Origin of the sequence: Roseovarius sp. CAU 1744 (genome assembly GCF_039839345.1) — a bacterium.
Taxonomy (GTDB): Bacteria; Pseudomonadota; Alphaproteobacteria; order Rhodobacterales; family Rhodobacteraceae; genus Roseovarius.
This window is the reverse complement of the sequence record NZ_JBDOQV010000012.1, coordinates 56,757-81,036: the sequence shown is the minus strand read 5'-3', so window position 1 is coordinate 81,036 and position 24,280 is coordinate 56,757. Positions and strand designations below refer to the sequence as shown.

At 60.8% G+C, this 24,280-nt stretch carries 27 protein-coding genes; 10 read left to right on the top strand and 17 right to left on the bottom strand.

Features of this window, described 5'->3' with window-relative positions; genetic code table 11:
- Window positions 1–87: 87 nt before the first annotated feature.
- On the bottom strand, window positions 88–1,392 hold the full coding sequence (locus AAFO92_RS21015) for an ABC transporter substrate-binding protein (RefSeq protein ID WP_347538620.1): 1,305 nt from the start codon (window positions 1,390–1,392) through the stop codon (window positions 88–90).
- 374 nt (window positions 1,393–1,766) lie between these two features.
- Here AAFO92_RS21015 and AAFO92_RS21010 point away from each other — a divergent pair, with 374 nt between their 5' ends.
- The gene (locus tag AAFO92_RS21010; RefSeq protein ID WP_347538619.1) at window positions 1,767–2,534 is read left to right on the top strand and encodes an FCD domain-containing protein; all 768 of its coding nucleotides are present in this window, start codon (window positions 1,767–1,769) and stop codon (window positions 2,532–2,534) included.
- A 6-nt stretch (window positions 2,535–2,540) separates the two neighbouring features.
- Here the strand turns inward: AAFO92_RS21010 and AAFO92_RS21005 are convergent, their stop codons facing one another.
- The 8 genes from AAFO92_RS21005 to AAFO92_RS20970 form a co-directional block, all read right to left on the bottom strand.
- On the bottom strand, window positions 2,541–3,809 hold the full coding sequence (locus AAFO92_RS21005; RefSeq protein WP_347538618.1) for an ABC transporter substrate-binding protein: 1,269 nt from the start codon (window positions 3,807–3,809) through the stop codon (window positions 2,541–2,543).
- A 358-nt stretch (window positions 3,810–4,167) separates the two neighbouring features.
- A complete protein-coding gene (locus tag AAFO92_RS21000) occupies window positions 4,168–4,404 on the bottom strand; it encodes a hypothetical protein (protein ID WP_347538617.1) in 237 nt (78 codons plus the stop codon).
- 283 nt (window positions 4,405–4,687) lie between these two features.
- Window positions 4,688–5,746, bottom strand: coding sequence for a sn-glycerol-3-phosphate import ATP-binding protein UgpC (locus AAFO92_RS20995; protein ID WP_347538615.1), 1,059 nt, complete (start codon window positions 5,744–5,746; stop codon window positions 4,688–4,690).
- A 10-nt stretch (window positions 5,747–5,756) separates the two neighbouring features.
- Window positions 5,757–6,608 (bottom strand): sn-glycerol-3-phosphate ABC transporter permease UgpE, encoded by an 852-nt coding sequence (ugpE, locus tag AAFO92_RS20990; RefSeq protein WP_347538613.1) that lies wholly within the window; start codon window positions 6,606–6,608, stop codon window positions 5,757–5,759.
- Window positions 6,608–7,489, bottom strand: coding sequence for a sn-glycerol-3-phosphate ABC transporter permease UgpA (gene ugpA, locus AAFO92_RS20985; RefSeq protein ID WP_347538611.1), 882 nt, complete (start codon window positions 7,487–7,489; stop codon window positions 6,608–6,610). Before ugpA ends, ugpE begins: the two co-directional genes overlap by 1 nt.
- A 76-nt stretch (window positions 7,490–7,565) precedes the next feature.
- Window positions 7,566–8,867, bottom strand: coding sequence for a sn-glycerol-3-phosphate ABC transporter substrate-binding protein UgpB (ugpB, locus tag AAFO92_RS20980; protein WP_347538609.1), 1,302 nt, complete (start codon window positions 8,865–8,867; stop codon window positions 7,566–7,568).
- Between the two features lie 219 nt (window positions 8,868–9,086).
- Window positions 9,087–10,577 carry a heme biosynthesis HemY N-terminal domain-containing protein gene (locus tag AAFO92_RS20975; protein ID WP_347538607.1) on the bottom strand — a complete coding sequence of 497 codons (1,491 nt, stop codon included), beginning with the start codon at window positions 10,575–10,577 and terminating at the stop codon, window positions 9,087–9,089.
- 19 nt (window positions 10,578–10,596) lie between these two features.
- Window positions 10,597–11,667: a hypothetical protein gene (locus AAFO92_RS20970; protein ID WP_347538605.1), complete on the bottom strand. Its 1,071-nt coding sequence runs from the start codon at window positions 11,665–11,667 to the stop codon at window positions 10,597–10,599.
- Between AAFO92_RS20970 and AAFO92_RS20965 the strand changes: the two genes are divergently transcribed.
- On the top strand, window positions 11,656–11,805 hold the full coding sequence (locus AAFO92_RS20965) for a hypothetical protein (RefSeq protein ID WP_347538603.1): 150 nt from the start codon (window positions 11,656–11,658) through the stop codon (window positions 11,803–11,805). The two genes, AAFO92_RS20970 and AAFO92_RS20965, sit on opposite strands and share 12 nt — an antisense overlap.
- 100 nt (window positions 11,806–11,905) lie before the next feature.
- Here the strand turns inward: AAFO92_RS20965 and AAFO92_RS20960 are convergent, their stop codons facing one another.
- Entirely contained in the window at window positions 11,906–12,622 is a 717-nt protein-coding gene (locus tag AAFO92_RS20960) for a uroporphyrinogen-III synthase (protein ID WP_347538601.1), read from the bottom strand.
- Window positions 12,623–12,693: 71 nt separating this feature from the next.
- Between AAFO92_RS20960 and tsaD the strand changes: the two genes are divergently transcribed.
- The 5 genes from tsaD to AAFO92_RS20935 all read left to right on the top strand — a co-directional run bounded on the left by tsaD (window position 12,694) and on the right by AAFO92_RS20935 (window position 15,897).
- Window positions 12,694–13,791 (top strand): tRNA (adenosine(37)-N6)-threonylcarbamoyltransferase complex transferase subunit TsaD, encoded by a 1,098-nt coding sequence (tsaD, locus tag AAFO92_RS20955; protein ID WP_347538599.1) that lies wholly within the window; start codon window positions 12,694–12,696, stop codon window positions 13,789–13,791.
- Complete coding sequence (locus tag AAFO92_RS20950; protein ID WP_347538598.1) at window positions 13,788–14,747, top strand: NAD(P)H-dependent glycerol-3-phosphate dehydrogenase; 960 nt, start codon at window positions 13,788–13,790, stop codon at window positions 14,745–14,747. The genes tsaD and AAFO92_RS20950 overlap by 4 nt, the downstream gene beginning before the upstream one ends.
- A complete protein-coding gene (locus tag AAFO92_RS20945; RefSeq protein WP_347538849.1) occupies window positions 14,747–15,013 on the top strand; it encodes a YciI family protein in 267 nt (88 codons plus the stop codon). The genes AAFO92_RS20950 and AAFO92_RS20945 overlap by 1 nt, the downstream gene beginning before the upstream one ends.
- A gap of 3 nt (window positions 15,014–15,016) precedes the next feature.
- Window positions 15,017–15,436 (top strand): EVE domain-containing protein, encoded by a 420-nt coding sequence (locus AAFO92_RS20940; RefSeq protein WP_347538597.1) that lies wholly within the window; start codon window positions 15,017–15,019, stop codon window positions 15,434–15,436.
- Window positions 15,437–15,501: 65 nt separating this feature from the next.
- On the top strand, window positions 15,502–15,897 hold the full coding sequence (locus tag AAFO92_RS20935) for a DUF1761 domain-containing protein (protein WP_347538596.1): 396 nt from the start codon (window positions 15,502–15,504) through the stop codon (window positions 15,895–15,897).
- A 242-nt stretch (window positions 15,898–16,139) separates the two neighbouring features.
- Here AAFO92_RS20935 and AAFO92_RS20930 read toward each other — a convergent pair whose 3' ends face one another.
- The 5 genes from AAFO92_RS20930 to AAFO92_RS20910 form a co-directional block, all read right to left on the bottom strand.
- Complete coding sequence (locus tag AAFO92_RS20930) at window positions 16,140–16,481, bottom strand: DUF2853 family protein (protein ID WP_347538594.1); 342 nt, start codon at window positions 16,479–16,481, stop codon at window positions 16,140–16,142.
- 131 nt (window positions 16,482–16,612) lie between these two features.
- Window positions 16,613–17,344: an extensin family protein gene (locus tag AAFO92_RS20925; RefSeq protein ID WP_347538592.1), complete on the bottom strand. Its 732-nt coding sequence runs from the start codon at window positions 17,342–17,344 to the stop codon at window positions 16,613–16,615.
- Between the two features lie 5 nt (window positions 17,345–17,349).
- A complete protein-coding gene (gene ahcY, locus AAFO92_RS20920) occupies window positions 17,350–18,744 on the bottom strand; it encodes an adenosylhomocysteinase (protein ID WP_347538590.1) in 1,395 nt (464 codons plus the stop codon).
- Window positions 18,745–18,814: 70 nt separating this feature from the next.
- Window positions 18,815–19,123 carry a hypothetical protein gene (locus tag AAFO92_RS20915; RefSeq protein ID WP_347538588.1) on the bottom strand — a complete coding sequence of 103 codons (309 nt, stop codon included), beginning with the start codon at window positions 19,121–19,123 and terminating at the stop codon, window positions 18,815–18,817.
- A 173-nt stretch (window positions 19,124–19,296) separates the two neighbouring features.
- The gene (locus AAFO92_RS20910) at window positions 19,297–19,611 is read right to left on the bottom strand and encodes a hypothetical protein (RefSeq protein WP_347538586.1); all 315 of its coding nucleotides are present in this window, start codon (window positions 19,609–19,611) and stop codon (window positions 19,297–19,299) included.
- 275 nt (window positions 19,612–19,886) lie between these two features.
- On the opposite strand from AAFO92_RS20910, the gene AAFO92_RS20905 reads away from it, so the two are divergent.
- Both AAFO92_RS20905 and AAFO92_RS20900 read left to right on the top strand, forming a co-directional pair.
- Window positions 19,887–20,795, top strand: coding sequence for an FkbM family methyltransferase (locus tag AAFO92_RS20905; protein WP_347538584.1), 909 nt, complete (start codon window positions 19,887–19,889; stop codon window positions 20,793–20,795).
- Window positions 20,796–20,853: 58 nt separating this feature from the next.
- Entirely contained in the window at window positions 20,854–21,417 is a 564-nt protein-coding gene (locus AAFO92_RS20900) for an HD family hydrolase (RefSeq protein WP_347538847.1), read from the top strand.
- Between the two features lie 46 nt (window positions 21,418–21,463).
- Here AAFO92_RS20900 and AAFO92_RS20895 read toward each other — a convergent pair whose 3' ends face one another.
- Window positions 21,464–22,015 (bottom strand): ActR/PrrA/RegA family redox response regulator transcription factor, encoded by a 552-nt coding sequence (locus AAFO92_RS20895; RefSeq protein WP_347538582.1) that lies wholly within the window; start codon window positions 22,013–22,015, stop codon window positions 21,464–21,466.
- A 70-nt stretch (window positions 22,016–22,085) separates the two neighbouring features.
- On the bottom strand, window positions 22,086–22,721 hold the full coding sequence (locus AAFO92_RS20890) for an SCO family protein (protein WP_347538580.1): 636 nt from the start codon (window positions 22,719–22,721) through the stop codon (window positions 22,086–22,088).
- A 90-nt stretch (window positions 22,722–22,811) separates the two neighbouring features.
- Here AAFO92_RS20890 and AAFO92_RS20885 point away from each other — a divergent pair, with 90 nt between their 5' ends.
- On the top strand, window positions 22,812–24,203 hold the full coding sequence (locus AAFO92_RS20885) for an ActS/PrrB/RegB family redox-sensitive histidine kinase (RefSeq protein ID WP_347538579.1): 1,392 nt from the start codon (window positions 22,812–22,814) through the stop codon (window positions 24,201–24,203).
- The last annotated feature ends 77 nt before the right edge of the window (window positions 24,204–24,280 follow it).

Below are 24,280 nucleotides of genomic sequence, written 5' to 3'. Positions count from 1 at the left end.
GATCCCTTCCCGCCAGTTACAGAGAAACCCGGCGTTGCCTGACCATCGGTTCCAGGCAACGCCCTTGTCAGCGCATCCGGTTACGGATCAGCTGCGCTGATCCCACATCTGCCCATAGGCAGACATGTGCTTCTTCAACAACTCGCCATGCTTGTCGTACCATTCCGGGATCGAGCGGAATTCGGCGATCGTGGCTTTGCCGTCGCGGATCACGACAACCGGCCAGTCACCGACAAGCGCATTGTCGATCCCAAAGAGGTCGGTGCCCCACCAGTTGGCCTCGCCAAAGGCATGAAGGCCCTTGCCGCCCTCTTTCATCGCCGCCAATACCGCGTCCGGATCGGCCGAGCCGGCCTTTTCGGCGGCGTCTTTCCACAGATCCATGATCGACGCATATTCCCAGCTTACCGCGCCCCACTGTCCGGGGAAACGGTTGTTGAACTCGGCGAAGAACCCGTTGGGATCGTCGAAGTTGATATTGTCGCCATTCAGCGCCGGATCGTCGAAATCCGGGAACTGGAATACGAAGCCCTCCATGAACTCTTTCGACGTCTTTTCGATCATCTGGTCGTAGAAATCCGCCGTGCAGCTGATGATCTGGCCCTCATAGCCCTGCTGGAACAGCTGTTCCGCGATCGGGTGAACATAGTCGGAATAGCAGGTATCAAGGCAGACGATATCCGGGTTGCCCGCGATCAGCTTGGTCACGACCGGCGCAAAATCCGTGGTGGCCGGATCGAACAGCAGCGGTTCCTCCAGCATTTCAATACCGGCGGCCTCGAACGCGGCCAGATAGGTTGCGACCGACGGCAGCCCAAGCGCATCGTCCTGCGCGCACATCACGGCGGTCTTCAGTTCGGGCCGGTTCTCGGCCAGCCATTCGACGCCTGTCACGTTGTAAATCGGGTGGACCTCTGCCGGGGCCAGCAGAGTTTGCGTGTCGGGCGCCAGATCCGAAGGCAGCAGGGTCGAAAACAGCATGCCCGTCTTATCGGCAACCGGCTGGGCGCCCGGCCAGGTATCGCCGCCAAGCATCATGATGAAGCTCACGCCGTCCTCGCGGACCAGTTTGGTTGCGCCGGTTCGTGCCTTGGCCGGGTCATATTCATTGTCGTAGGGCACGAACTCGACCATGTAATCCCCGTCGGCCAGCTTGACGCCACCGGCGGCGTTGACCCTCTCCGCCCAGATCTCGCAGCCGTCAAGCCCCGGTTTGCCCCAGGCGCTGACCGGCCCGGTCAACGGCGCCAGAAAGCCAATTTTTATAACCTTGTCAGCGGCCGAGGCCCTTGACCCGACGGCGCCAAGCAACGCTGACGACCCCAATAATCCGGCCGACCCCCGCAGGAACCCCCGGCGCGTCTGACCCAAGGCATAACGTCTGAACTTCATAACTTGTCTCCCTGTCTGTTGGCGCTGTTGTGCGCCTTGTCTTATTTCTCATCCCAATTGGCAGTTTCGGATGAGCATTAATCTTGTGGTGCAGTACCAGATTAGTGCAATTTAGCACCAAAGATAGACCAAAAGAGATCAATTATAGAATTTTCCCGGCTTAATTGGTTGAAATTGGTTGTAATTGGGATAAACATGTTGTTGCACCGACATCGCCCACGGGGAAGAAGCCACCTGGTCAGGAAGCGTTTTCCTGAATGAGTTCAATGGTCTGGCAACCCGGACAACGGCGCGGCGGCGGTCGGCCACATTATGTCAGAAACCAAAGCCCCTCCGCAGGGGTTGCAGCCCGGCAAGAGGACGAAGGCAACGTAATGGCAACGATTCTGCACCCGCCCTGGGATGTCGATGACGAAATCAGGACGCCCGTTTCCGCCGATGCCCGGCGAATCGCGGATGAGATCTTCGGCGAAATTGCGAAAGGAACACATAGCTACGGCACCCGGCTGCCGTCGGAGCGCGCATTGACGCAAAAATGCGGCGTATCGCGAAACACGGTGCGCCAGGCGCTGGCTCTGCTGGAGGAGTACGGGCTCACGAAACGCCAGGCCGGCAGCGGGTCGGTGGTCTGCTATCGGCCCCGCGCACGGCAGGCCGACGAGCAAACCCAGATCACCCCGCCCCGCAGCATGTTGGACCTGACAGAGCTGGGCGACAATACCAGTCCTTTGGAACTGAGCGTCGCCCGCTCGATCATCGAGCCTGAAATCGCGCGGCTTGCGGTGCTGAGCATGACGCCCAACGACATCAAACAGCTTTTCCTTATCTTGGATGAGATGGACAAGATCGTCACTGATGGAGAGAGATTTGCCGAACTGGATGATGCGTTACGGATGCAGATCGCTTACGGCAGTCACAACCCTCTGCTGGTCGCAACCTACGAAATGATCAACCTGGTCAGCCGGGATGCCGCCTGGGCAGCGCAACGGCAGAAGTCACTCACGCCTGCGCGCATTCGCGAATATCAGTTGCAGAACCGTTCGCTGTGCGAAGCCATCAGACAACGAGATATCGAAGCGGCGGTGGAATACCTGAAACTGCTGCTGACAGACTTCAACCAGGATCTGATGCGTGGTTCTTGACCTGCGTCACGCGCTGCTGTCTTCGGACCTTTGATGCCATGTCTGCCCAAGGTCGCGCATTTCCTGCACCAAGGCGTCGCCGTGGATGTTGCACCAGTCCAGAACCGAGCGAAACTCCACGATCTTCGCTTTCTTGTTCCGGATTTCAACCACAGGCCAGGATCCGATCAGAACGTGATCCATGCCGAAAATCTCGCGCCCCCACCACCGGGCATCACCGAATACGTTTGCAGAAAATCCGCCGAACTTCATCGCCGACAGCACGGCGACCGGATCGGAAGTCTGGATCCGCTCCACGGCCCTGCGCCACATTTCCAGCACAGAGCAATATACCCAGGAATCCGGGCTCCATTCACCGGGAAAGCGGCGGTTGTATTCGGCATAGAACTCGGCGGGTTGCGGAAAGTTGATGAAACCCGCGCCAAGCGCCGGATCATCGAATTCGGGGAAATGAAAAACCGTTCCTTCCATGAACTCCGCGCTCGTCCTGGCAATCAGCGACTGGTAGTTATCCGCAGCATAGGAGAGGATCTGCCCATTGAAGCCCTTGCGATAAGCCGCCTCGCTCAAGGCATGGATGAGGGGCTCACTGGAAGTGTTCCAGCACATGATATCGGGTTGCGGCCCAAGCATCGCGTCCACGATTCCCTCCACGTCATGGGTATCAGCCGCATAGTGGACTTCCTTGACGATCTGTATCCCCGACAGTTTGAACGCCGCCCGGTAGGTTGCCAATGACTGCAGTCCCACACTGTCCTGCTGCGCGCAGATCGAGACGGTCTTTAGCTGGGGGCGGTTCTCGCGCAGCCAGTCCACGCCGATGGCCACATATAACGGATGGCACTGACATGGCGCGATCAGATAGGGCCTGTCCGGCCCCAGATCGCTGGGCGAATTTGTGCTGGCCAGAACCTTGTGACGGTTCAGGAAATCCACGATGCCGGAGACGGTGTCGCCGCCCCGCATCAGGATGAACTTGACCTCCTGCTCCAGCACCAGATGTTTGACACCCAGTACGGCGCGGCCCGGATCAAGCTGGTCGTCAAAGGCGATTACCTCGACCAGCCGGCGCCGGTCGCCGATCTGCAGACCGCCCTTCGTGTTGACCCGCTCGGCCCAGAGCTTGCAGCCGTTCAGGCCGGGAATCCCCGGCTTGGCGGCATCGCCGGTCGGCGACGCCAACAGGCCAACACGCACGGGCTCGCGCGTGGTCAGGCCAAATCGTGGCAACCGGGCGGAAAGCGCCAGATCCGCGCCGAACTTATATATGCTCATGACCCGTTAGCTTTACCAAATGTTCGCTGTTGGCAAGGTCGAAGCGGTAAGAGAGTTTCCCAATTCAGCTGAGCGAAACGGACCGCGCAGTATTTCATCCTGAACCCAGACATCGCGCGCACGAAGGTCAGGGCCCGGGATCATTTCCTGGCGCATGGATGTTTCGAAGGCCGGTTTTATTGAACGCGCTTCAGGGCCATACCCTTCGATTTTTCGCAAGACCAACAGGATTATATCCTGTTTCGCGAGGGTTCGGCCGCCTTTCGGGACCCAACCGCCCGAAATGGTCGATCTTCCAGCGTACAGGATCGGTTCCGTTCGGTCTAAATGAAGATTCGCCTCTGGCTCGGCTTGATGGCTATTGCAGGCACAGGATCCTTTGCCTCAGGCGTCTTAGAAAATTTCTGCCGTGATCGTGCACGGCCTCGCCGGGGCCAAGCTCGGGCAGCAGCGCACGTTTTGCCCGGCTGTTTTCCCGAACGCGAATTATCCGCACAAAATCCTCGAGCGTTTCGGCCTCGCTCAGCTGCGCTTCAGCAGGGACAAACTTCACACGCCCCTGCTGAAGCGAAGGGTATTTACCCAATATACTCATGAAAGACCGACTCCACTCGTTACGCATGCCCGACAACGCGTCGGGTCATGGGAAACCTATAAATGTGAATTAAGACCATATTTGGGCATTACCAGTCCTTAATATGTGACACGCGCTAAAATGCCCATATTCGTGATGTCGGAATAGCCTTTTCCGGGCCTTCAGAGGCCTGGCATGACTATATCTGGCATCGGGAATCGCGACCGGCCGGGCAGGTGCCCGTTCTCCGCTGCGGTCACTGTTTATCGCCGGCAGTTCTCTGGTGGACGGCTGCCGCGTCCTGTCACGCCGGGTTGATACGTTTACCGGTCTGCGGATCGAACAAATGGATATTCTGCTGCTCAAACCCGAATGACATGATCGTCCCCGGCGAGGCCGCCACGTGGCCCGGCAGGCTGACGACGATCTGTTCGTCGCTGCCGTCCAGGGTGCCATGCAGCAACGTGTTGGCACCCAGCTGCTCTTGCAATTCGGTCCTGACCTTGATCGGTCCGGTTTCATCAGGGATCAGATGTTCCGGCCGGAGCCCGAGGATCGTTTCCGCATCCGACCCCGCTGCGATGTCAATCCGGGCGCCATTGCCGAGGGTCAGCGCGCCGCCCCGCGCCGTCGCGGTCAGGAAATTCATCGACGGGCTACCGATGAACCCGGCAACGAAGATGGTTTCGGGCCGGTCGTATAGTTCGATCGGCGTGCCGAACTGCTCGACATATCCGCCATTCAGCACCATCAGACGATCGCCCAATGTCATCGCCTCGACCTGGTCATGGGTGACATAGATCGAGGTGACACCGAGACGCTGTTGCAGTTTGCGGATTTCCAGGCGCATCTGTACGCGCAACTTGGCATCGAGGTTCGACAGCGGCTCGTCGAACAGGAATACCTGCGGGTCGCGCACGATGGCCCGGCCCATCGCGACGCGCTGCCGCTGGCCACCCGACAATTGCCGCGGTTTGCGGTCCAGATACGGACGGATCTCCAGTATGTCGGCGGCCTCTTCGACGCGGCGGTCGATCTCGGATTTCGAAACCTTCCTGATCTTCAGCCCGTAAGCCATGTTCTGCCGCACGCTCATGTGCGGGTATAACGCGTAGTTCTGAAACACCATCGCGATATCCCGGTCCGCCGGTTCCAGGTCGTTCACGACCTTTTCGCCGATGCTTATGTCGCCCGATGTCACCGATTCCAGGCCCGCCACCATCCGCAGGAGCGTGGATTTCCCGCAACCGGACGGGCCCACGATCACGATGAACTCACCATCGTCGATCTGGCCGTCAACATGGTGCAGCACTTCGGTGTCGCCATAGGCTTTGACCAGTTTGTTCAGGGTAATGGACGCCATGTTCTGCTGCCTATTTGTCTGTCTCGGTCAGGCCCTGCACAAAGAGCCTCTGCATCGCGATCACCACGAAAACCGGCGGGATCATTGCCAGCAGCGCGGTCATCATGATGATGTTCCATTGCGGGGATTGCTCGGCCGCTTCCAGCATCTGCTTGATGCTCATGACGATGGTCGTCATGTCCGTGTCGGTCGTGATCAGCAGCGGCCAGAGGTACTGGTTCCAGCCATAGATGAAAAGGATCACGAACAGCGCGGCGATGTTGGTGCGGCTAAGAGGGACCAGGATATCCCAGAAGAACCGCAGCGGCCCGGCGCCGTCGATCCGTGCGCTTTCCAGCATTTCGTCCGGGATCGTCAGGAACACCTGGCGGAACATGAAGGTGGCCGTTGCCGAGGCAATCAGCGGGATCGACAAGCCCCAGTAACTGTTGAGCATACCCAGGTCGGCGACCACCTCGAACGTGGGCAGGATTCGCACCTCGACCGGCAGCATCAGGGTGATGAAGATCAGCCAGAAGAACCCCATTCGGAAGGGAAACTTGAAATAGACGATGGCAAAGGCCGAAAGCAGCGAAATCGCGATCTTGCCCAGCGCGATCAACATCGCCATCGCCAGTGAGTTCAGGAGCATGCGCCAGACCGGGGCAACCTCGGTCCCCGACAGCCCGCCGCCAAACAGCGTCTGCTTGAAATTCTCCCAGAAATAGGGGCCAGGCAGCATCGGGATCGGGGCCTGTGTCATCCGCACCGCGTCATGCGACGCCGCAACAAAGGTGATCCAGATGGGCAACGCCACGATGGCTATGCCCAGGATCAGGACCAGGTGACTGAGAAGGTTCAGAAGGGGGCGGTTTTCGACCATCAGTACTCGACCTTCCGTTCAACATACCGGAACTGGATCACGGTCATGGTGATCACAAGGACCATCAGGATCACCGATTGCGCCGCCGATCCGCCAAGGTCAAGACCCACGAAACCATCGTTGTAGACCTTGTAGACAAGGATCGTCGTCGCGTTTGCCGGCCCTCCCTGGGTGACCGCGTGGATGATCCCGAACGTGTCGAAGAACGCGTAGACCGCGTTGATGACCAGCAAGAAGAAGGTCGTGGGTGAAATCAGTGGAAAGATCAGATCCCAGAACCGCCGCACCGGCCCGGCGCCGTCGATGGCGGCGGCCTCGATCACCGAGCGCGGAATGGATTGCATGGCGGCCAGGTAGAATAGGAAGTTATAGGCGATCTGCTTCCACGCGGCGGCAAGGATAACCAGCGCCATCGCCTGTTTGCCGTTCAGGTAGTGGTTCCAGTCGATCCCGACCATGTCCAGCAGAAACGGAAAGATACCCAAAGTCGGGTTGAACATGAACACCCAGAGCGCCCCGGCCAGCACGGGGGCGACAGCATAGGGCCAGATCAGCAGCGTGCGATAGGTCGTGGCACCGCGCACGACCCGGTCTGCGAACCCGGCCAGCACTAGGGCCACCGACATCGACAGCGCCGCCACCGCGAAGGAGAAGAACATCGTGCGCCAGAACGTGGCCAGGTACTGATCATCGTCGAAGAGCAGCGAGAAGTTTTCGAACCAGACGAATTCCGTCGACAGGCCAAAAGCGTCTTCGATCAGGAAGGATTGATAGATCGCCTGGCTGGCAGGCCAGATGAAGAAGACAAGCGTGATCAGGATCTGCGGCGCCACCAGCAGGTATGGCAGCAGGGACGCGGGGAAATGGACCCGTTTAAGCATCAGCGTTCAGGCGGTGTTTCATGGAATGCCGCAACCCGGCGGAACACGTCCGCCGGGTCGGTTCATTGGCACAGGGTCAGTTCGCAGAGCGTTCGAACTTCCGCAGCAGGGCGTTGCCCCGCTCGGCGGCGGCGTCCAGGGCCTCTTTCGCGGTCTTGTCACCGGCCCAGAGCGCCTCCATCTCTTCGTTGATGATGTCGCGCACCTGCACGAAATTGCCAAAGCGCAGACCGCGCGAATTGGGCGTGGGCGTATTCAGGCTCAGTTGTTTGATCGCCGTATCCGTGCCGGGGTTGCTGTCATAGAAGCCTTGGGTCTTGCTCAGCTCATACGCGGCGGTGGTGATGGGGACATAGCCGGTTTCCTGGTGCCACCAGGCCTGCACCTCGGGCGAGGACAGGTAGGTCATGAACTTGGCCACGCCCTTGTATTCCTCGTCCGCGTGCCCAGCCAGCGCCCATAGGGTCGCGCCGCCAATGATCGAGTTTTGCGGTGCGTCGGCAACGGAGGTGTCCAGCGGCAGCATCGTCTGGCCAAACTTAAACTCGGCCTGTGACTTGATCGAGCCGTAATAGGCGGAAGAGTTCATCCACATGCCACATTCGCCGTTGGTGAACATCGGCAGGCTGTCGCCGCGCCGTCCGCCGTACTTGAACAGGTTGTCCTTGCTCATGGCGGCCACGTCATCCAGCCGCGCGGCGACCTGATCGTTGTTGAAGGTGAACTCGGTGTCGAACCCGGCAAAACCGTTTTCCTTGGTACCAAGGCCGATATCGTGCCAGGCCGAGTAGTTTTCGATCATGACCCAGGACTGCCAGCCAAAGGAAATACCGCATTCCATGCCATTATCGACCAGCGCCTTGGCGGCGGTCTTGACCTCGTCCCAGGTCTCGGGCGGGGTCACGCCGGCGGCTTCCAGCGCGTCGGCATTATACCACAGCACCGGGGTCGAGCTGTTAAAGGGCATCGACAGCAACTCGCCTTCAGGCGTCTGGTAATAGGAAATCACGGCCGGCAGGAAATCCGACTTGTCAAAGCTCTCGCCGGCGTCGTTCATCAGCTTTTCAACCGGATAGATCGCCCCTTCGGCGGCCATCATCGTGGCGGTGCCAACCTCGAAAACCTGTACCAGATGGGGATGTTCCTTGGCCCGGAACGCGGCCACGGCGGCGGTCATCGTTTCGGTGTAGTTGCCCTTGTAGGTCGGGACCACCTTGTAGTCAGACTGGCTGGCGTTGAAATCCGCGGCGATCTTGTCGACCCGCTCGCCGTTGGTGCCGCCCATGGCGTGCCACCATTGAATTTCGGTTTGCGCGAATGCAACGCTGGCACTAACGGCCAGGGCAGATGCACTCATAGATAGAATTTTCCAGTTCATGTCAGCTCCCGTAATCAGTTCCCGCGGATAATCTGACAAGGTTGGCGATAGCTCAAGTGAAAAGCGGTAGCGGTTTTGTAAACTTCTGATTACACAATTCATTTCGCGTTTACAAAACTGTCACAAATACCAGTGGCGACCCAAGGGCGCGAAGGTCCGCCACCTCGGAAACAGCGGTTTTGTGATTCCATAACGCTGACAAAAGGCTGTGCGCAGCGGTCAGGCCTTTGCCACCTTGGCCTCGTCCACTTCGACGATTTCCGCGTCAGCGACATCGTCTGCCACCTCATCGACATCGACGTCATCATCGTCCATCTCGCCGGTCTGATCCTCGATCGACCCGACGATCAAGGGAAGCATTTCCACCCCGGTCGAACTGCTGACCGACGCGGCCGGAGGCGTGGTCCAGCTGAGCGTGTCGAAGGATTGACAATTGTCACAGGCCGGCACCCATTCCGCATGAATATGGTGACAGTTGTCACACACCCATTGCGGGCCGCGGGGGGCCGACAGGGCCCGCGCCAGCCATCCCTTGACCACCGCATCCGACGCCCCTTCGCCACGCTCGACTGCGGCCATGATTGTCAGGGCGCGGGCATCGGGGTCAGTATCCGCCAGATCACCAAGGGCCCGCCGCGCGGCGGGGAAGTCTTCGGCCGCGATCTGCAGCTCGGCTTCCAACAGCTTGGTTTCGCGGTCATCGGGATGGGATTTCAGCAACTTGGCAAATCGTTTGAGCCGCGCCTCCGGCGTCTCATCAGGCTCTATCTCGGCGAATACCGCCGCCAGATCGGGGTGCGGCCGGGCATCCCAAGCCTTTTTCACCACCCGTGCCGCGTAGCGGTTCGAACCCTTCTCGATATAGCCCCGCGCCGCCAGAACCGCCGCCGGCACCAGGTCGGGTGACAGGCGATTGGCCTCGATCGCTGCTTCGCGGGCCTCGATCGTCTTGCCCTCGTCCAGGATGTCGCGGGCCTCTGACAGGGCCAGCACCGCATCGCGACGCTTGTGCACGTCGCGCGGCAACGTCCCGTGCTTGAGCTTGGCGCTCAACGTCCTGCGGGCGCCTGCCCAATCCTCGCTCCGGGCTTGAAGGGTCAGAAGCGTGTCCTGGATTTCGGCATGTTTCGGTTTCAGCGCAAACGCAGTTTCCGCCAGTTTCAGCGCCGTTTCCGTATCACCGTCGGCCAGTTTCTGCTTGAGAATGCCGCGCACGCCGACAAAACGGGTCTGCTCGTTCCGCAAGAGCCGCTTGTAGACCTCTTCGGCCTTGCGCCGGTCTCCGGACATTTCCGCCGCCTGGGCGGTGATCAGGTTGGTCAGTTCGGGCCTGCGCAAAAACCGCTCTGCCCGGCTGGCCTTGGACATCGCCAGGTCGCCCTCGCCCGAGGCCAGCGCCATCATGCCCTCGGACAGTGCCTTGTAGCCCTTTTGCTCGCGATTTCGGTCGAAATACCGTGAAATCGCGGTTTCGTCGCCATTGATGAACCGGAGGATGGCAACCAGCAGCGACGCCAGCTTCAGGAAAACCCAGATCCCGACAACCAGAACCAGAAGCGCCACAACTGCCATCATCGGCGTCAGGTTCAGCTCCTGCCCCGCCATGACAATGCGAACCCCGCCATCAAGCTCCAGCAGATACCCGGCACCGATGGCCGCAACCGCAACGAGGGCGATGAAAACAACGATCTTGGTAATCGACCAAAGCATTATGCTTGCCCTCTCGGTATCAATTCAGCGCCGCGCTCAATTCATGCGCGGCTGAAACGGCTTCCTGGCGGCTTTGAACCTGCGACACCCATTCCGCCAGTTCGGCGCGACCCTCTTCGGGCAGCGCCTCGATTTCGGCCAGCGCGTCAGACATCCGGCCTTCGCGCGCCGCCGCCTCGACACGGGACAGTACCGCATCCGGGTCATTCCCCTCGCGCGGGACCAGCGACCGCGCGCCCAGCTGACTGCGCAGGAATGAGGTCAAACCGCCGGATTCAGCCTCCGCACCGGCATCGCGAGAGGCCGCCAGCGCCGCTCGTGCAGCATCCGGAAAGCTTTCCTGCAGCGCCGTCAGCGACGGCACACCCGTGGCCGCGGCCTGCTGTAGCACCTCGGGCACCGCAACACCCAAGCCCGCAAGATCCGCAACAGCGGATTCAAATGCCACCCCCGCATCCAGCGCGGTCATGATCCGGGTCAGGGCGGCGCGCTGCAGCGTTGCCTGCGCCGCGGCCCGGGCGTTTTCTTCCAGCACGGCGGAACGTTCGGTCATGGCTTCGACAGTGGTCCGCAAGTCGCTCAGTTCCTGCTCATAGGCCGCCAGCGCCGCACCCGATGCGCCGTCGCCCCGGGGCAGGTTCCGTATCTCCGCCAACTCGGATTCCAGCCCCGCCAAGCGATCCGCCAGCCCTGCGATGGTTGCCTGCACATCGTCCCGCGCCGCTTCGAGCGCGCTCAGATCGCTGCCCAGTTCAAGCGTTTCCACCCGCTCGGAAAGCTTGGTAACCGCGCCGGTCTGGCCTTCGACCTTGCGTTGGATATCGACGACAACGGCGGGATCAGCCCCGGTTTCGGGCAACACGAACCGCGCCAGGCCGAACCCGATTGCAGCCGCCACCAGGCCGCCCAGAACCATCGGAACAAAACCACCCTGGCGAATGATTACGGGTTCGGCGGCGGGCGTGGAATTGTCGGCCTGTTCAAGTTCGGGCTCAGCCGCGGCGTCGTCCTCTGCCGCTACGGCCTGATCCGATTCTGCCGCGTCGGTGCCGGCATCTCCTTCGTCCGGGTTATCTGCGTGATCGACCATCTCAAGGGCTTCTGGTCCGGCCGCCGGCGCGGCATCATCCGCTCCGGACGCGTTCTTCGTATCCTTAGCAGGATCTTCCGCCTGACCGGGCACGGTATCTTCGCCCGTTTCGACTTCTTTTGTCTGATTGGTGTCTGAACCCTCAGCCTTCGAAGATTTCTTTTTGTTTGCCAACGTCAGCCACCCTTTTCGAATCTCGCACCGTCACGACACCTGATCGACCTTACTGCGGCAGATTTCATGCCTCAAGCGCCTTCCCGTGGTCAACAATGCCCTGAATCGTGTCCAGCATCGCCTCCGCGTCGGGCCGTTTCGCCACAACCAATTCGCCGGCGAACGCTTCTGGCAAGGCCGCCGCGACATTCGCGCTCAGCGCGGCAACGGTCAGGTTCGCTGTTGTCATGTCACCTGCAAACAACAACGCCGCTGTACGGGGCGAGAACAAGGGGAGAATCACGTGGCATTCCCCGCACAACAGATGTTTGGTGCTATTTGAGATTGGAAGGGCTGCCTGCCGATAGAGCACGACCTCTTGGGTGGGGATACCGGCGGCGCTGAGACGCGCGGCGACATTCCCTGCCCCGTGCTCCCCTCGGATGTGCAAACAGGGGCCCTGCACCCCGTCCGCCACGATCCGGGCGACCAGATCATCGGCGGTACCCGAACACGAAATTGCCGCCATGCCATGTTCTTGCGCCAAGGCTGCGGTTGCGTCACCGACGCAATAGCACCCGATGTCGCGTCGATCGGTTGACCTGACATAGGCCAGAACGCCATTGGCAGAGGTAAAGATCAGCGTTCGTACGCCGCCCAGATCAGGCGGCGTATCGTGGAATTCGATCTGCATCACCGGCGCCAGAACGATCGTGACACCCGGGCCCAGCCTATCCCTGATCCTGTCGGAAAACTCGGCGCCCGCCGGATCGGGCCGGGTGATCAGGATGGTGGGCGTCATCAAAGCTCTGGTGTTGTTTGCGGGACGCACCGGTGATACCTGCCAGAGGGACAACACGCAACGGACAACCAATGAGCGAAGCGCTGACAGTTCTGGGGCTTGAGAGCAGCTGCGACGATACGGCTGCGGCGGTGGTACGGGTCGAAGCAGGCAAGCGCACCCGGATCTTGTCCTCCGTCGTGTATGGGCAGGAGGCGCTGCATGTGGATTATGGCGGTGTGGTGCCTGAAATCGCCGCCCGCGCCCATGCCGAAAAACTCGACATTTGCGTGAAACAGTGTCTGTCCGAGGCTGGCTGCGCACTGCGCAATGTCGATGCGGTCGCCGTCACGGCAGGGCCCGGTTTGATTGGCGGTGTGATGTCCGGGGTGATGTGTGCCAAGGGTATCGCCGCAGGGTCGGGTATCCCGCTGGTCGGCGTCAACCATCTGGCCGGCCACGCGCTGACGCCGCGGCTGACAGACGGCACGCCCTACCCCTATCTCATGCTGCTGGTTTCGGGCGGACACTGCCAGTTGCTGATCGTGCGCGGAAGCGAGGATTTCACCCGCCTTGGCGGTACGATCGACGATGCCCCGGGCGAGGCGTTCGACAAGACAGCGCGTTTGCTGGGGCTGGGCCAACCCGGCGGCCCGGCGGTGGAACGACAGGCGGCTAGTGGTGATCCGGCACGATTCAGATTTCCCCGCCCGCTGCTGGACCGGGCCGGATGTGACATGTCCTTCTCAGGGCTGAAGACCGCCCTGCTGAGAACGCGGGATCAGGTTGTCGCCGGGAAAGGCGGGCTTTCGCCGCAGGATCGCGCCGATCTGTGCGCAGGATTTCAGGCCGCCATTGCCGATGTTCTGGCCGAAAAAACCCGCCGGGCGCTTGATATCTACGCCGCCGAACACCCCGATATCCCGATTTTGGCGGTGGCCGGGGGGGTTGCGGCGAACAAGGCCATTCGCGCAGGGTTAGAGACTGTTACTGCCCAGGCGGGCTGTGAATTCGTCTCGCCCCCACTGGCCCTCTGCACCGACAATGCCGCGATGATCGCCTATGCCGGGGCCGAGCTGTTCGTTGCCGGACGGCGCGATGACATGACGCTGGCGGCGCGCCCGCGCTGGCCATTGGACCAAACCAGCCCGGCACTGCTGGGGAGCGGCAAGAAAGGGGCCAAGGCATGATTACCGTCTTCGGTTCAGGTGCTTTTGGGACCGCGTTGGCCATTTCCCTGGCCGGGAACGGCCCGGTTTGCCTGTGGGCACGGGATGCAGCCCATGCGGATGACATGCGAAAAACGCGTGAGAACAAGGCGCGCCTGCCCGGCGCCGCGCTGCCCGCGCATGTCCACGTCACCGCCCAGATGCCGGAAATGCCCCAAGAGGGAATTGGCCTGCTGGCCGTACCGACGCAGCAATTGCGCAGCTTTCTGGAAACGCATGGCGATGCCCTGCGGGAATGCCACCTTGTGGCCTGTTGCAAAGGCGTCGAAACCGGCACCGGCCTGGGGCCGACGCGGATCATCGCCGAACGGGTGCCGTCGGCCATGCCGGCCATTCTGACCGGGCCCAGTTTTGCCCACGATATCGCCCGCGGGATGCCCACGGCACTGACCTTGGCCTGTGCGGATGTCCCGGCCGGAAAGGCTTTGCAGCAGGCACTGACCACGCGCAATCTGCGGCTTTACCGCACAACCGATACCATCGGGGCCGAATTGGGTGGTGCGCTCAAGAATGTCGTCGCCATTGCCTGCGGCGTGACGATGGGCGCTGGCCTGGGCGAAAGCGCTCGGGCGGCCGTGATGACCCGTGGATACGCCGAAATGTTCCGCATGGCCGCGGCCCTCGGCGCCGAACCGGACACCCTTGCGGGGCTGTCGGGCTTTGGCGATCTCGCTCTGACCTGCACGTCGGATCAATCCAGAAACTACCGTTTCGGGCAGAGTTTGGGCCGAAATGAGCCGTTCGACACGTCAATTACCGTCGAAGGTGCCGCCACTGCCAAGGCGGTGCTGGAACAGGCGAAGAAGATGGAGATCGACATGCCGATCACCGATGCCGTCGTGGCGCTGATCGATGGGAAATTGCGTGTCGGTCAGGCGATGGATATGCTGCTCTCAAGACCATTGAAGGAAGAATGATGCTGATTGCCCTGATTGCCAAAGACAAACCCGGCGCGCTGCAGATCCGACTGGACACACGCGAGGCCCATGTCGCCTATCTGAAGGAAACCGGCGTGTCCCAGGCGGGCCCGCTCTTGGATGACGAGGGGCAGATGTGCGGATCGCTGATCGTGCTGGATGTCCCGGACATGGCGGCGGCGCGCGCCTGGGCCGACAAGGATCCTTACGCACATGCGGGCCTCTTTGCCGATGTGCAGCTCATTCAATGGAACAAGGTAATCTGAGCGATGCAATACTGGCTATTCAAGTCCGAGCCGTCGACCTGGAGCTGGGATGACCAGATGGCCAAGGGCGACGCCGGGGAGGAATGGGACGGTGTGCGCAATTACCAGGCGCGCAATTTCATGCGCCAGATGGAGATTGGCGACCGCGGGTTCTTCTATCACAGCCAGACGGAAAAGGCCGTTGTTGGCATTGTCGAAGTCATGGCCCTGGCGCATCCCGACAGCACGACCGATGACGACCGGTGGGAATGCGTTGACATCAAGGCGACAGGCCCCGTCGAGACCCCGGTAACGCTGGAAATGATCAAGGATGATCCGCGCCTGGCCGAGATGGTGCTGGTCAAGAACTCGCGCCTGTCGGTGCAGCCGGTGACGCCGGATGAATGGCGCATCGTCTGCGAAATGGCCGGGGTCGCCGCCTGACCTGGCGAGAAATCTTGCGCCCTCAGCCGCGTTGGACCGGCCTGGGAACACAAAGGGAGGAAGACATGGAAATTCTGAACGTGCTGGTCGCAGCGATCGCGTCCTATGCCTTTGGCGCGGCGTGGTACATGACCCTGTCAAAACCGTGGATGGAAGCCTCTGGCGTCAAGGTCGGAGACGATGGGCAGCCCGCGAACAAATCCAATCCTGTGCCCTACCTGATCGCCTTCGTGATGGCGGTGGTCGTGGCCGGCATGATGCGGCACGTATTCGCGCTCAGCGGTATCGACAGCTTTGGCAAGGGCCTGGTTTCGGGTTTCGGCATCGGCCTTTTCCTGGCAAGCCCGTGGCTTGCGACCTGTTATGCCTTCGGTGGCCGGCCTTTCAAGCTCACCTTGATTGACGCCGGCTACGTCACTTTCGGAAGCGCCATCATGGGCGCCGTCCTGGCGTTGTTCTAAGGTGCAGAATCGAACGGAGGATGCAGGCAAATACGCCGGCACCCTCCGTTTCCCCACGTGCTCCCTACACACCACACGCGTATCTCGAAATAGGTTCCGGCCATACTGGCCTATCGCAAGAACCCTAGCGCAAACGCGCGGTTTTCACAAACATCAAGTAGTTAGAATTCGTTTCAAACCGGCCTGATCCAGACGCGAAACGCCCGCCGATGGCGGGCGCCTTTGTCCGTAACCGGAAGAAATCAGCCGTAGATCGCCTCTTTCCCGAAATGCTTGGTCAGCATGTAATAGACCACGGCGCGGTATTTGTTGCGCTCGGAACGACCATAGGTGTCGATCACCTGATTGACTGCATCCATCAATTGCGGCCCATCGGCCAGGCCAAGTTTCTTGACCAGAAAGTTGTCTTTGACGGTTTCAAGTTCCTGCGGCTGTCCTGCGGCCACTGTCGATGCGTCGGCGTCATAAATCGCCGGACCGCAGCCGATTGTCACCTTGGTCAGCAGATCCATATCCGGTGTCATGCCGCATTTGTTCCGCAGGTCATCCGCATATTGTGCAATCAGATCGTCACGTCGTCCCATAAATAGTCTCCCTCTTTTCCGGCAACATGCCGGTTCATTCACCTATTCAGCCCCAAGTGGTGCTGGCGTCACGATAACCACTGAGCCGACCCGCTCAAAGGGAAAACTTGGAGAGTTCTCCCCGTCGGCCATCAACGGCACAACCCCCACCCGCTGCCCTGCAAATGAAAGTGGTCAGCATGAAGCGCGTTGTAGCCGGGGCCAAGAGCCACCGGGAACCGCAGACAGGCGCTTGCGAACGCGTCCCGAAGAAACCGCGCGGCGGGCCCAGGCCCCGCCCAATCGCTCTTGAGCTGGATCAGCCTGCCGTCACTGATGCGAAAGCCGGACACATCTATCGCATCGGCGGTGGCGTGGCTGCTCATTCTGCCGCCGGACCCGCCGGGCCTGCGGATTTCGCGGCAGCTGTAGCTTGAGAAATGCCGGATTTCCGAGACCTGTGCACCCAGATGCCGCTCGGCCGCGGCCTGCAGCCCGTGCCGTTCCCACATCGCAAGGCGCAGGGCGGTCTGGCATCGCGTTTCGATCCGTTCCAGCCTGGCGGCGCCCAGACCGGTCAGCGCGACACGGGGCGAGATATGGCATTGCGCGCTTTCGCGCAGCGACTCCAATTGCGCGTAGCGGCTGCCCCGAAGCGCCTGCAGGCAGGCGGCATCATCCGACAGCGCGTTACGCAATTTCCACTTGGTCAACCCCGATACCGGCGCCTTGACATCAAGTGGGGTCAGGGGGTGCCATTCGTCGGGAAGAGGCGATTTGGGGTGAAACAGGGTCACATACCCGCCGAAAAGGATCACCACCAGACTGAAACGCAAAACCGCCCGGCGCAGGGCCGGGCGGAACGCTTTCCAATCATAACGCATGCCGCTCAGTAGCGGTAATGCTCAGGCTTGAACGGCCCTTCGGGTTTGACACCGATATAAGACGCCTGTTCGGGGCTCAGCTCGGTAAGCCTGACGCCGATCCGGTCCAGATGCAGGCGCGCGACCTTCTCATCCAGATGCTTGGGCAGGATGTAGACGTTGTTGCCGTATTCGTCGCCTTTCGTCCACAGCTCGATCTGCGCCAGCACCTGGTTGGTAAAGCTGGCCGACATCACGAAGGACGGGTGACCGGTGGCATTCCCCAAGTTCAGCAGCCGCCCTTCGGACAGCAGGATCAGGCGGTTGCCCGACGGCATCTCGATCATGTCCACCTGGTCCTTGATGTTGGTCCACTTGTGGTTCTTCAGGTTCGCCACCTGAATTTCATTGTCGAAATGGCCAATATTGCCGACGATCGCCATGTCCTTCATCTCGCGCATATGCTCGATCCGGATCACATCCTTGTTGCCGGTGGTGGTGATGAAGATGTCGGCGGTGCCGACAACATCTTCCAGCCGCACCACCTCGAACCCGTCCATGGCGGCCTGAAGGGCGCAGATCGGGTCTACTTCGGTTACCTTCACACGGGCGCCGGCACCGCGCAGGGATGCGGCCGAACCCTTGCCGACATCGCCATAACCCATCACGACGGCGACCTTGCCGGCCATCATCGTGTCGGTGGCGCGGCGGATGCCATCCACCAGCGATTCCTTGCAGCCGTATTTGTTGTCGAATTTCGACTTGGTCACGCTGTCGTTGACGTTGATCGCCGGGAAGGGCAGCTGACCTTCCTCGACCATCTTGTAGAGGCGATGCACACCGGTGGTGGTTTCTTCGGACACGCCCTTGATCATGTCACGCTGCTTGGTGAACCAGCCAGGGCTTGCGGCAAGGCGTTTCTTGATCTGGGCAAACAGCGCCACCTCCTCGTCCGAACCGGGCGTTTCGATCAGGCCGGTTTCTCCGGCCTCGACCCGCGCGCCGATCAGGATATAGAGCGTGGCATCACCGCCATCATCCAGGATCATGTTGGCGCCGCCTTCGGGGAACTGGAAGATGCGGTCGGCATAGTCCCAGTATTCTTCCAGCGTCTCGCCCTTGACCGCAAAGACCGGCGTGCCGCTTTCGGCGATGGCCGCGGCGGCGTGATCCTGGGTTGAGAAGATGTTGCACGATGCCCAGCGCACATCGGCGCCCAGGGCGACCAGCGTTTCAATCAGAACGGCCGTCTGGATCGTCATGTGAAGGCTGCCCGCGATGCGCGCGCCCTTCAGGGGCTTCGACGCGCCGTATTCCTCGCGCAGCGCCATCAGGCCCGGCATTTCGGTTTCCGCGATATCCAGTTCCTTGCGCCCGAACGCAGCCAGGCTGATATCCTTGACCAGAAAATCTTTTGCCATACTCGTGGCTCCTTCGTGAAATCTGCTTGAGGGGCAGATAACACCGGATACCCTGTTCGGCAATGCGGGATTAGCTGGCGCTGCCTTGCCCTGACGGCTTCGTCATCCCCATCCAGTTCTGCCCCGTGGCAACGACACAGCTTTGCCCGTTCGGGCGGGTGATGAACACAGTGAAACTGCCCGTGCTGTCCGAGCTCCAGATCTCCAGCAGCTGCTGCGCGTTCTGCAGCCCGCCGCCCTTGAGCTCTTCGTCATGATTATTGGCAAGCCGCTGAACCAGAACGTCACGCGGCATGCAGTGGATTCCCTGTGCCTGCGCGGGCGGCGCCAGGGCAGCGGCGCCAAAGACAAGTGCCATCGAGAAAAGTCGTTTGAACATGGTGTATCTCCTTTTTGGGGCACACCACGCCATCGAGCGTAGGGCCCGGTTGTCGATACACTATATATGGGGTCTCTCGCGGCCATATGCGACGAAAAACGGGACACAAACCTGTGTCACACCCGTAATCTTTCCGGCCAACCGCCTGAATTGACTGGCCGAATTGGATCAGGTCAGCTTTCCGTGCCTTCCGGAAAATCCACCAGATGGGCCTGGTGCCAGTCGGTGCCGGTCGCCACGATGCAGGCCATGCCCTCGGGTGTCGTCAGGATCACCGTAAATGTGCCGGTTTCCTTGGACGCCCAGACCTCAACCACTGAACTGCGCGTTCGCGAGGCCTGAAGCCCGCCCCCGGCGAAGCTTTCGGAATACTTGGATTTCAGTCTTTCGACGACCCTGTCACGTTGGGCGCAATTTCCTGCGCTGGCCGGCAGGGCTGCCAATGCCAGCGAGATGCTCAAACCCGCCCCTAACAGATGCTTGTACATGGCAAGCTCCTTTTCTTTTTTGATGGGACAGGCACGTAAAACGGAGGGTTACGCGCCCCCCAATGCTGCATTCGTTCTTTCGCGAAAACGGGTCGGTTGTTCAAGCCCCGATCACGAAATGGCAGCAGATCGTGAGGCGAGACTGCGACCGAATTGTGGCAGAAATGTGGCGCGCCGGACCAACCATAGCCGGCTGTGGTGTCCCGGACGCATTTGCACATGCGGATGCCACCGGATAGTCACGCCCGTGACGCAGGAAAGGGAGTTGCCCGTAGATGTCAAGAAACGTGACAATCGGTTTTTCCGGCCCTGCCGCACGGGTTCAGTACTGGCTGTTGATGGCGCTTTTCCGCGTGGCGGTGACGCGCGGTCTCTTTGGCCGGTTCGCGCGCGGGTTGGGCCGGTTGTTTCCGGCCGCGAATGCGGTCTTTGTCCGCCATGACCGCGAACCGCCTTTCAAGATCTATCTGAATGACGGCTACTGGACCCGATTTGCGCTGTTCCATACCGCGTATGAACCCGAGGTTGAACGGGTTTTGCACCTGGCGGCGGGACACACGAATGTGTTTTGTGACCTCGGCGCGAACAAGGGCTACTGGTCGGTGCGCGCGGCACCGCATTTTGCACGTATCCACGCGGTCGAAGCCTCGACCGAGACATTCGCGACCCTGGTCGAAAACACCCGGGACCTGCCCAATGTCACGCGGCACAAGCGGGCCATTCATTCGGAAACGGGAAAGAAACTGCAGTTTCTGAACGTCCCGCTCAGCCATGCGTCGGCGCGGCTTGCCGACGCCACGGAAGGCGCGGATGAGACCGTCGAAACCATCGCCATCGACGATCTGATACCGCCCGGCACTGCCGCGCTGATCAAGCTTGATGTCGAAGGCGCCGAGATCGCGGCGTTCGATGGCGGCAAGCGGGCGCTGCAAGACGGATCGGTATTCATCTACGAAGATCATGGCAACGATCCCGATTGCCTGCCCAGTGCCCATCTGTTGGGGAATGTCAAAAACTGTATCTATTTCGTGGCGAACAAGCCGGAAAACCTAAGCAGCATCGACGCGATCAGGGCGGTGAAGACCGATCGCTACAAGGGGTACAACTTCCTTGTGGCACGGCAGGATTCGGCGTTGTTGAAGGCCATCCTGGAAGGCTTTGCAAACCGGCACGCGGAAGGCTAGGACTGTCCCACCCAACGAATGAGAGGGCACCGTGCCAAAACCCCGCGCCTGGCAGAAAATGTTATCGGGTCGCCGTCTTGACCTGCTGGATCCTACCCCCGTGGATATCGAGATCGAGGATATCGCCCACGGGCTGTCTTTCGTGGCCCGGTGGAACGGACAGACATTGGGCGATTTCGCCTATTCCGTCGCCGAACATTCGCTGCTGGTCGAAATTCTCTATGCGCGGCTCAACCCCAGGGCACCGGCCAGGTGGCGGCTGGCGGCGCTTTTGCATGATGCGCCGGAATACGTGATCGGTGACATGATCTCTCCGGTGAAGAATTCGGTCGGGCCGGGATATGGTGAGCTGGATTTGCGGCTGGCAGCGGCCATTCATATCCGGTTTGGCCTGCCGGCAGCGGTGCCGGTGACGGTCAAGAGGCAGATCAAGAAAGCTGACAAGATCAGCGCCTGGATGGAGGCCACGCGCATTGCCGGGTTTTCCGAGGCCGAGGCAAACCGGTTTTTCGGCCAGCCCGATCCGGCTGTGATCGAGGGGCTGGAACTGCGCCTGCGCCCGCCGATCGAGGCGCGGAACGACTATCTGGCGCGTCATGCGGAATTGTTGACGGCGCTCTGACGGTATCCGCGTCAAAAGAGGCTCTAATTCAGCAAGATTCGCCGATTTACCGGGGTGATCGCTTGGCCAGGATGCGCTGCAAGGTACGCCGGTGCATGTTCAGCCGGCGCGCCGTTTCGCTGACATTCCGGTCGCACAGCTCGTACACGCGCTGAATATGCTCCCAGCGCACCCGGTCGGCACTCATCGGGTTCTCGGGCGGTGGCGGCAACGCGTCATCGCCCGCCAGCAGCGCATTGGTGATGTCGGTCGCGTCCGCGGGTTTCGACAGGTAATCCGTCGCCCCGATCTTGACCGCGGCGACGGCCGTGGCGATTGCCCCATATCCGGTCAGGACCACCACACGGCTGTCCGGGCGGCGTTCGCGAATGACCTCGACCACATCCAGCCCGTTGCCGTCTTCCAGCCGCAGGTCGCACACCGCGTAGGCGGGCGGACGCGCCGTGGCGATCGCCTTTCCGGCGGCGACGGAACCCGCCGTTTCAACTTCGAAGCCGCGTTTTTCCATCGCCTTGGCCAGGCGCCGCAGAAACGGTTCATCGTCATCCAGAAGGAGGATGGATCTGTCTTCGCCAATCTCGCGCAGGTCTTCTGCCATCACTCTCTCCCATTTGGCGCAGGTCGTCGAAAATGGTATCCCGCCCGGAAGGGTGCGTCAAACGGCGACGCTACCCCTGGCTGGCCTCGACAAAGCACTGCACCCGGTCGGCCATCTGTTCGGCCGTGTCCGAGCGGCGGAAGAATTCCACGAAACCCTTGTCGGGGAACATCAGGTAGGTCTGCGTGGAGTGGTCGACCAGATAAAAATCCTCGTCGCCTTCTTCGGCTTCGTGAATCTTGAAATAGGCGCGGTAAGCTTTGCTGGCGGCGCTGATCTGCTCATCAGAGCCGGTGAGACCCAGCATGCGCGGGTGCATGTAATCGGTAAACTCGCGCACGACTTCGGGCGTGTCGCGTTTGGGGTCGACGGTGATGAAGACCGGTTTCACGATGGTGCCGCGTTCTTCGAGAATGGCGGCGGCATCGGCATTGCGTGCGGCGTCGATCGGGCAGACATCGGGGCAGAACGTATAGCCGAAATAGACCAGCGACGGCTGGTCGATCACCTCTTTTTCAGTCACTGTTTCGCCGGTTTCACTGATCAGCGTGAACGGGCCGCCGATTTCCGCCGCACCGCCGGCAACCGCACTTGCCCGGCACTGGGCGAATTCATCATCCGGCGCAATGAACGTCGTTGCCGCGAACATGCCACCCAGGAACAGAACCACCAGAACGGTGGCTAGAATCGCTATGTTGCGTGTCATGGTGTAATCCTTACTCTGGACACTGTTGGCGCTGTTTGACCGCATATCTAGCACCACGATCCAAAACCGCAACGGGACCAAGGCGCGCAGATGACGGATATTAGTTCGGGCCCGATCAAATCACGCGACCGTGGCAACTGGATCCGGTTGCGCACGCTGGTGCTGTTGCGCTGGTGGGCGATTGCCGGGCAGCTTTCAGCCCTTCTGATCGCGCAGCGGGTCTATGCGCTGAACCTGGAGATGGGGCTGTGTTTCCTGGTGATCGGCGTCTCGGTTCTGAGCAATCTGGTCGCGTTCTTCATCTACCCCGAGAACAAGCGGCTGCGCGAGACCGAGACGATGCTCTTTGTGTTGTTCGACATGCTGCAGTTGGGGTTGATGCTGCACCTGACCGGCGGGTTGAACAACCCGTTCTCGATCCTGATCGTGGGGCCGGTCACGGTGGCGGCGTCCGCCCTGTCGTCGCGCTCGACAGTGTTCCTGGGACTGGCGGCGATTGCGATCGTATCGCTGCTGATGGATTTCCACCTGCCGCTGCGTACCGAACAGGGGTTCATCATGCGGGTGCCGGACATCTTCCGCTTTGGCAATTGGGTGGCAATCGTGATTGCGGTGATATTCCTGGGGGTCTATTCCCGCTGGATCGTGAGCGAGATGCAAGCGATGTCCGATGCGCTGGAGGCCACCCAGATGGCGCTTGCGCGCGAGCAGAAGCTGACCGATCTGGGCGGCGTCGTGGCCGCGGCGGCGCATGAGATGGGCACCCCGCTCGCGACGATCAAGCTGACCAGTTCCGAGTTGGCGGACGAGCTGGAGGAGATGCCGGAGCTGCGTGATGACGCGCTGCTGATCCGCGAGCAGGCGGACCGCTGCCGCGACATTCTCCGCTCGATGGGGCGCGCGGGCAAGGATGACCTGCATTTGCGCAAGGCGCCCCTGATGTCAGTCGTCGAGGAGGCCGCCGAGCCGCATCTGGACCGGGGCAAGACCGTACATTTCGATGTCGGCAAGGATCCCTCGGACCTGATGCGGCAACCGATAATCCTCAGGCGACCCGAGATCATTCACGGCCTGCGCAACCTTGTTCAGAACGCTGTCGATTTTTCGGCCGCCAATGTCTGGATCAGCAGCAGCTGGACCAAGGACCGGATCACGTTGCGGATCACCGACGATGGCAAGGGGTTTCCGCCGCAGGTTCTGGGCCGTGTCGGCGAACCGTTTGTCAGGCGCCGGTCCCAGTACGATCCGCAAAGACCGGGATACGAAGGCATGGGCCTGGGGCTGTTTATCGCCAAGACCCTGTTGGAACGGTCCGGCGCCGACATCAGCTTTGCCAATGGATCCGATGCGCTGCGCAGCGATGAAGGTGGCGCGGCCGCAACCGGGGCGGTGGTCGAACTGTCATGGCCCCGGGCAAAGATTGACGCCTTGAACGACCGGAACCGCCGCCCCGAAGCCAAGAACGAACCCTTTGCCGTCTGAGCCGTTCACCCGGCATTTACCTTGGTTAACCTTGCCTTAACCAATCCCGTGCAATCTGCGGTTGAGGCATCAAGGGA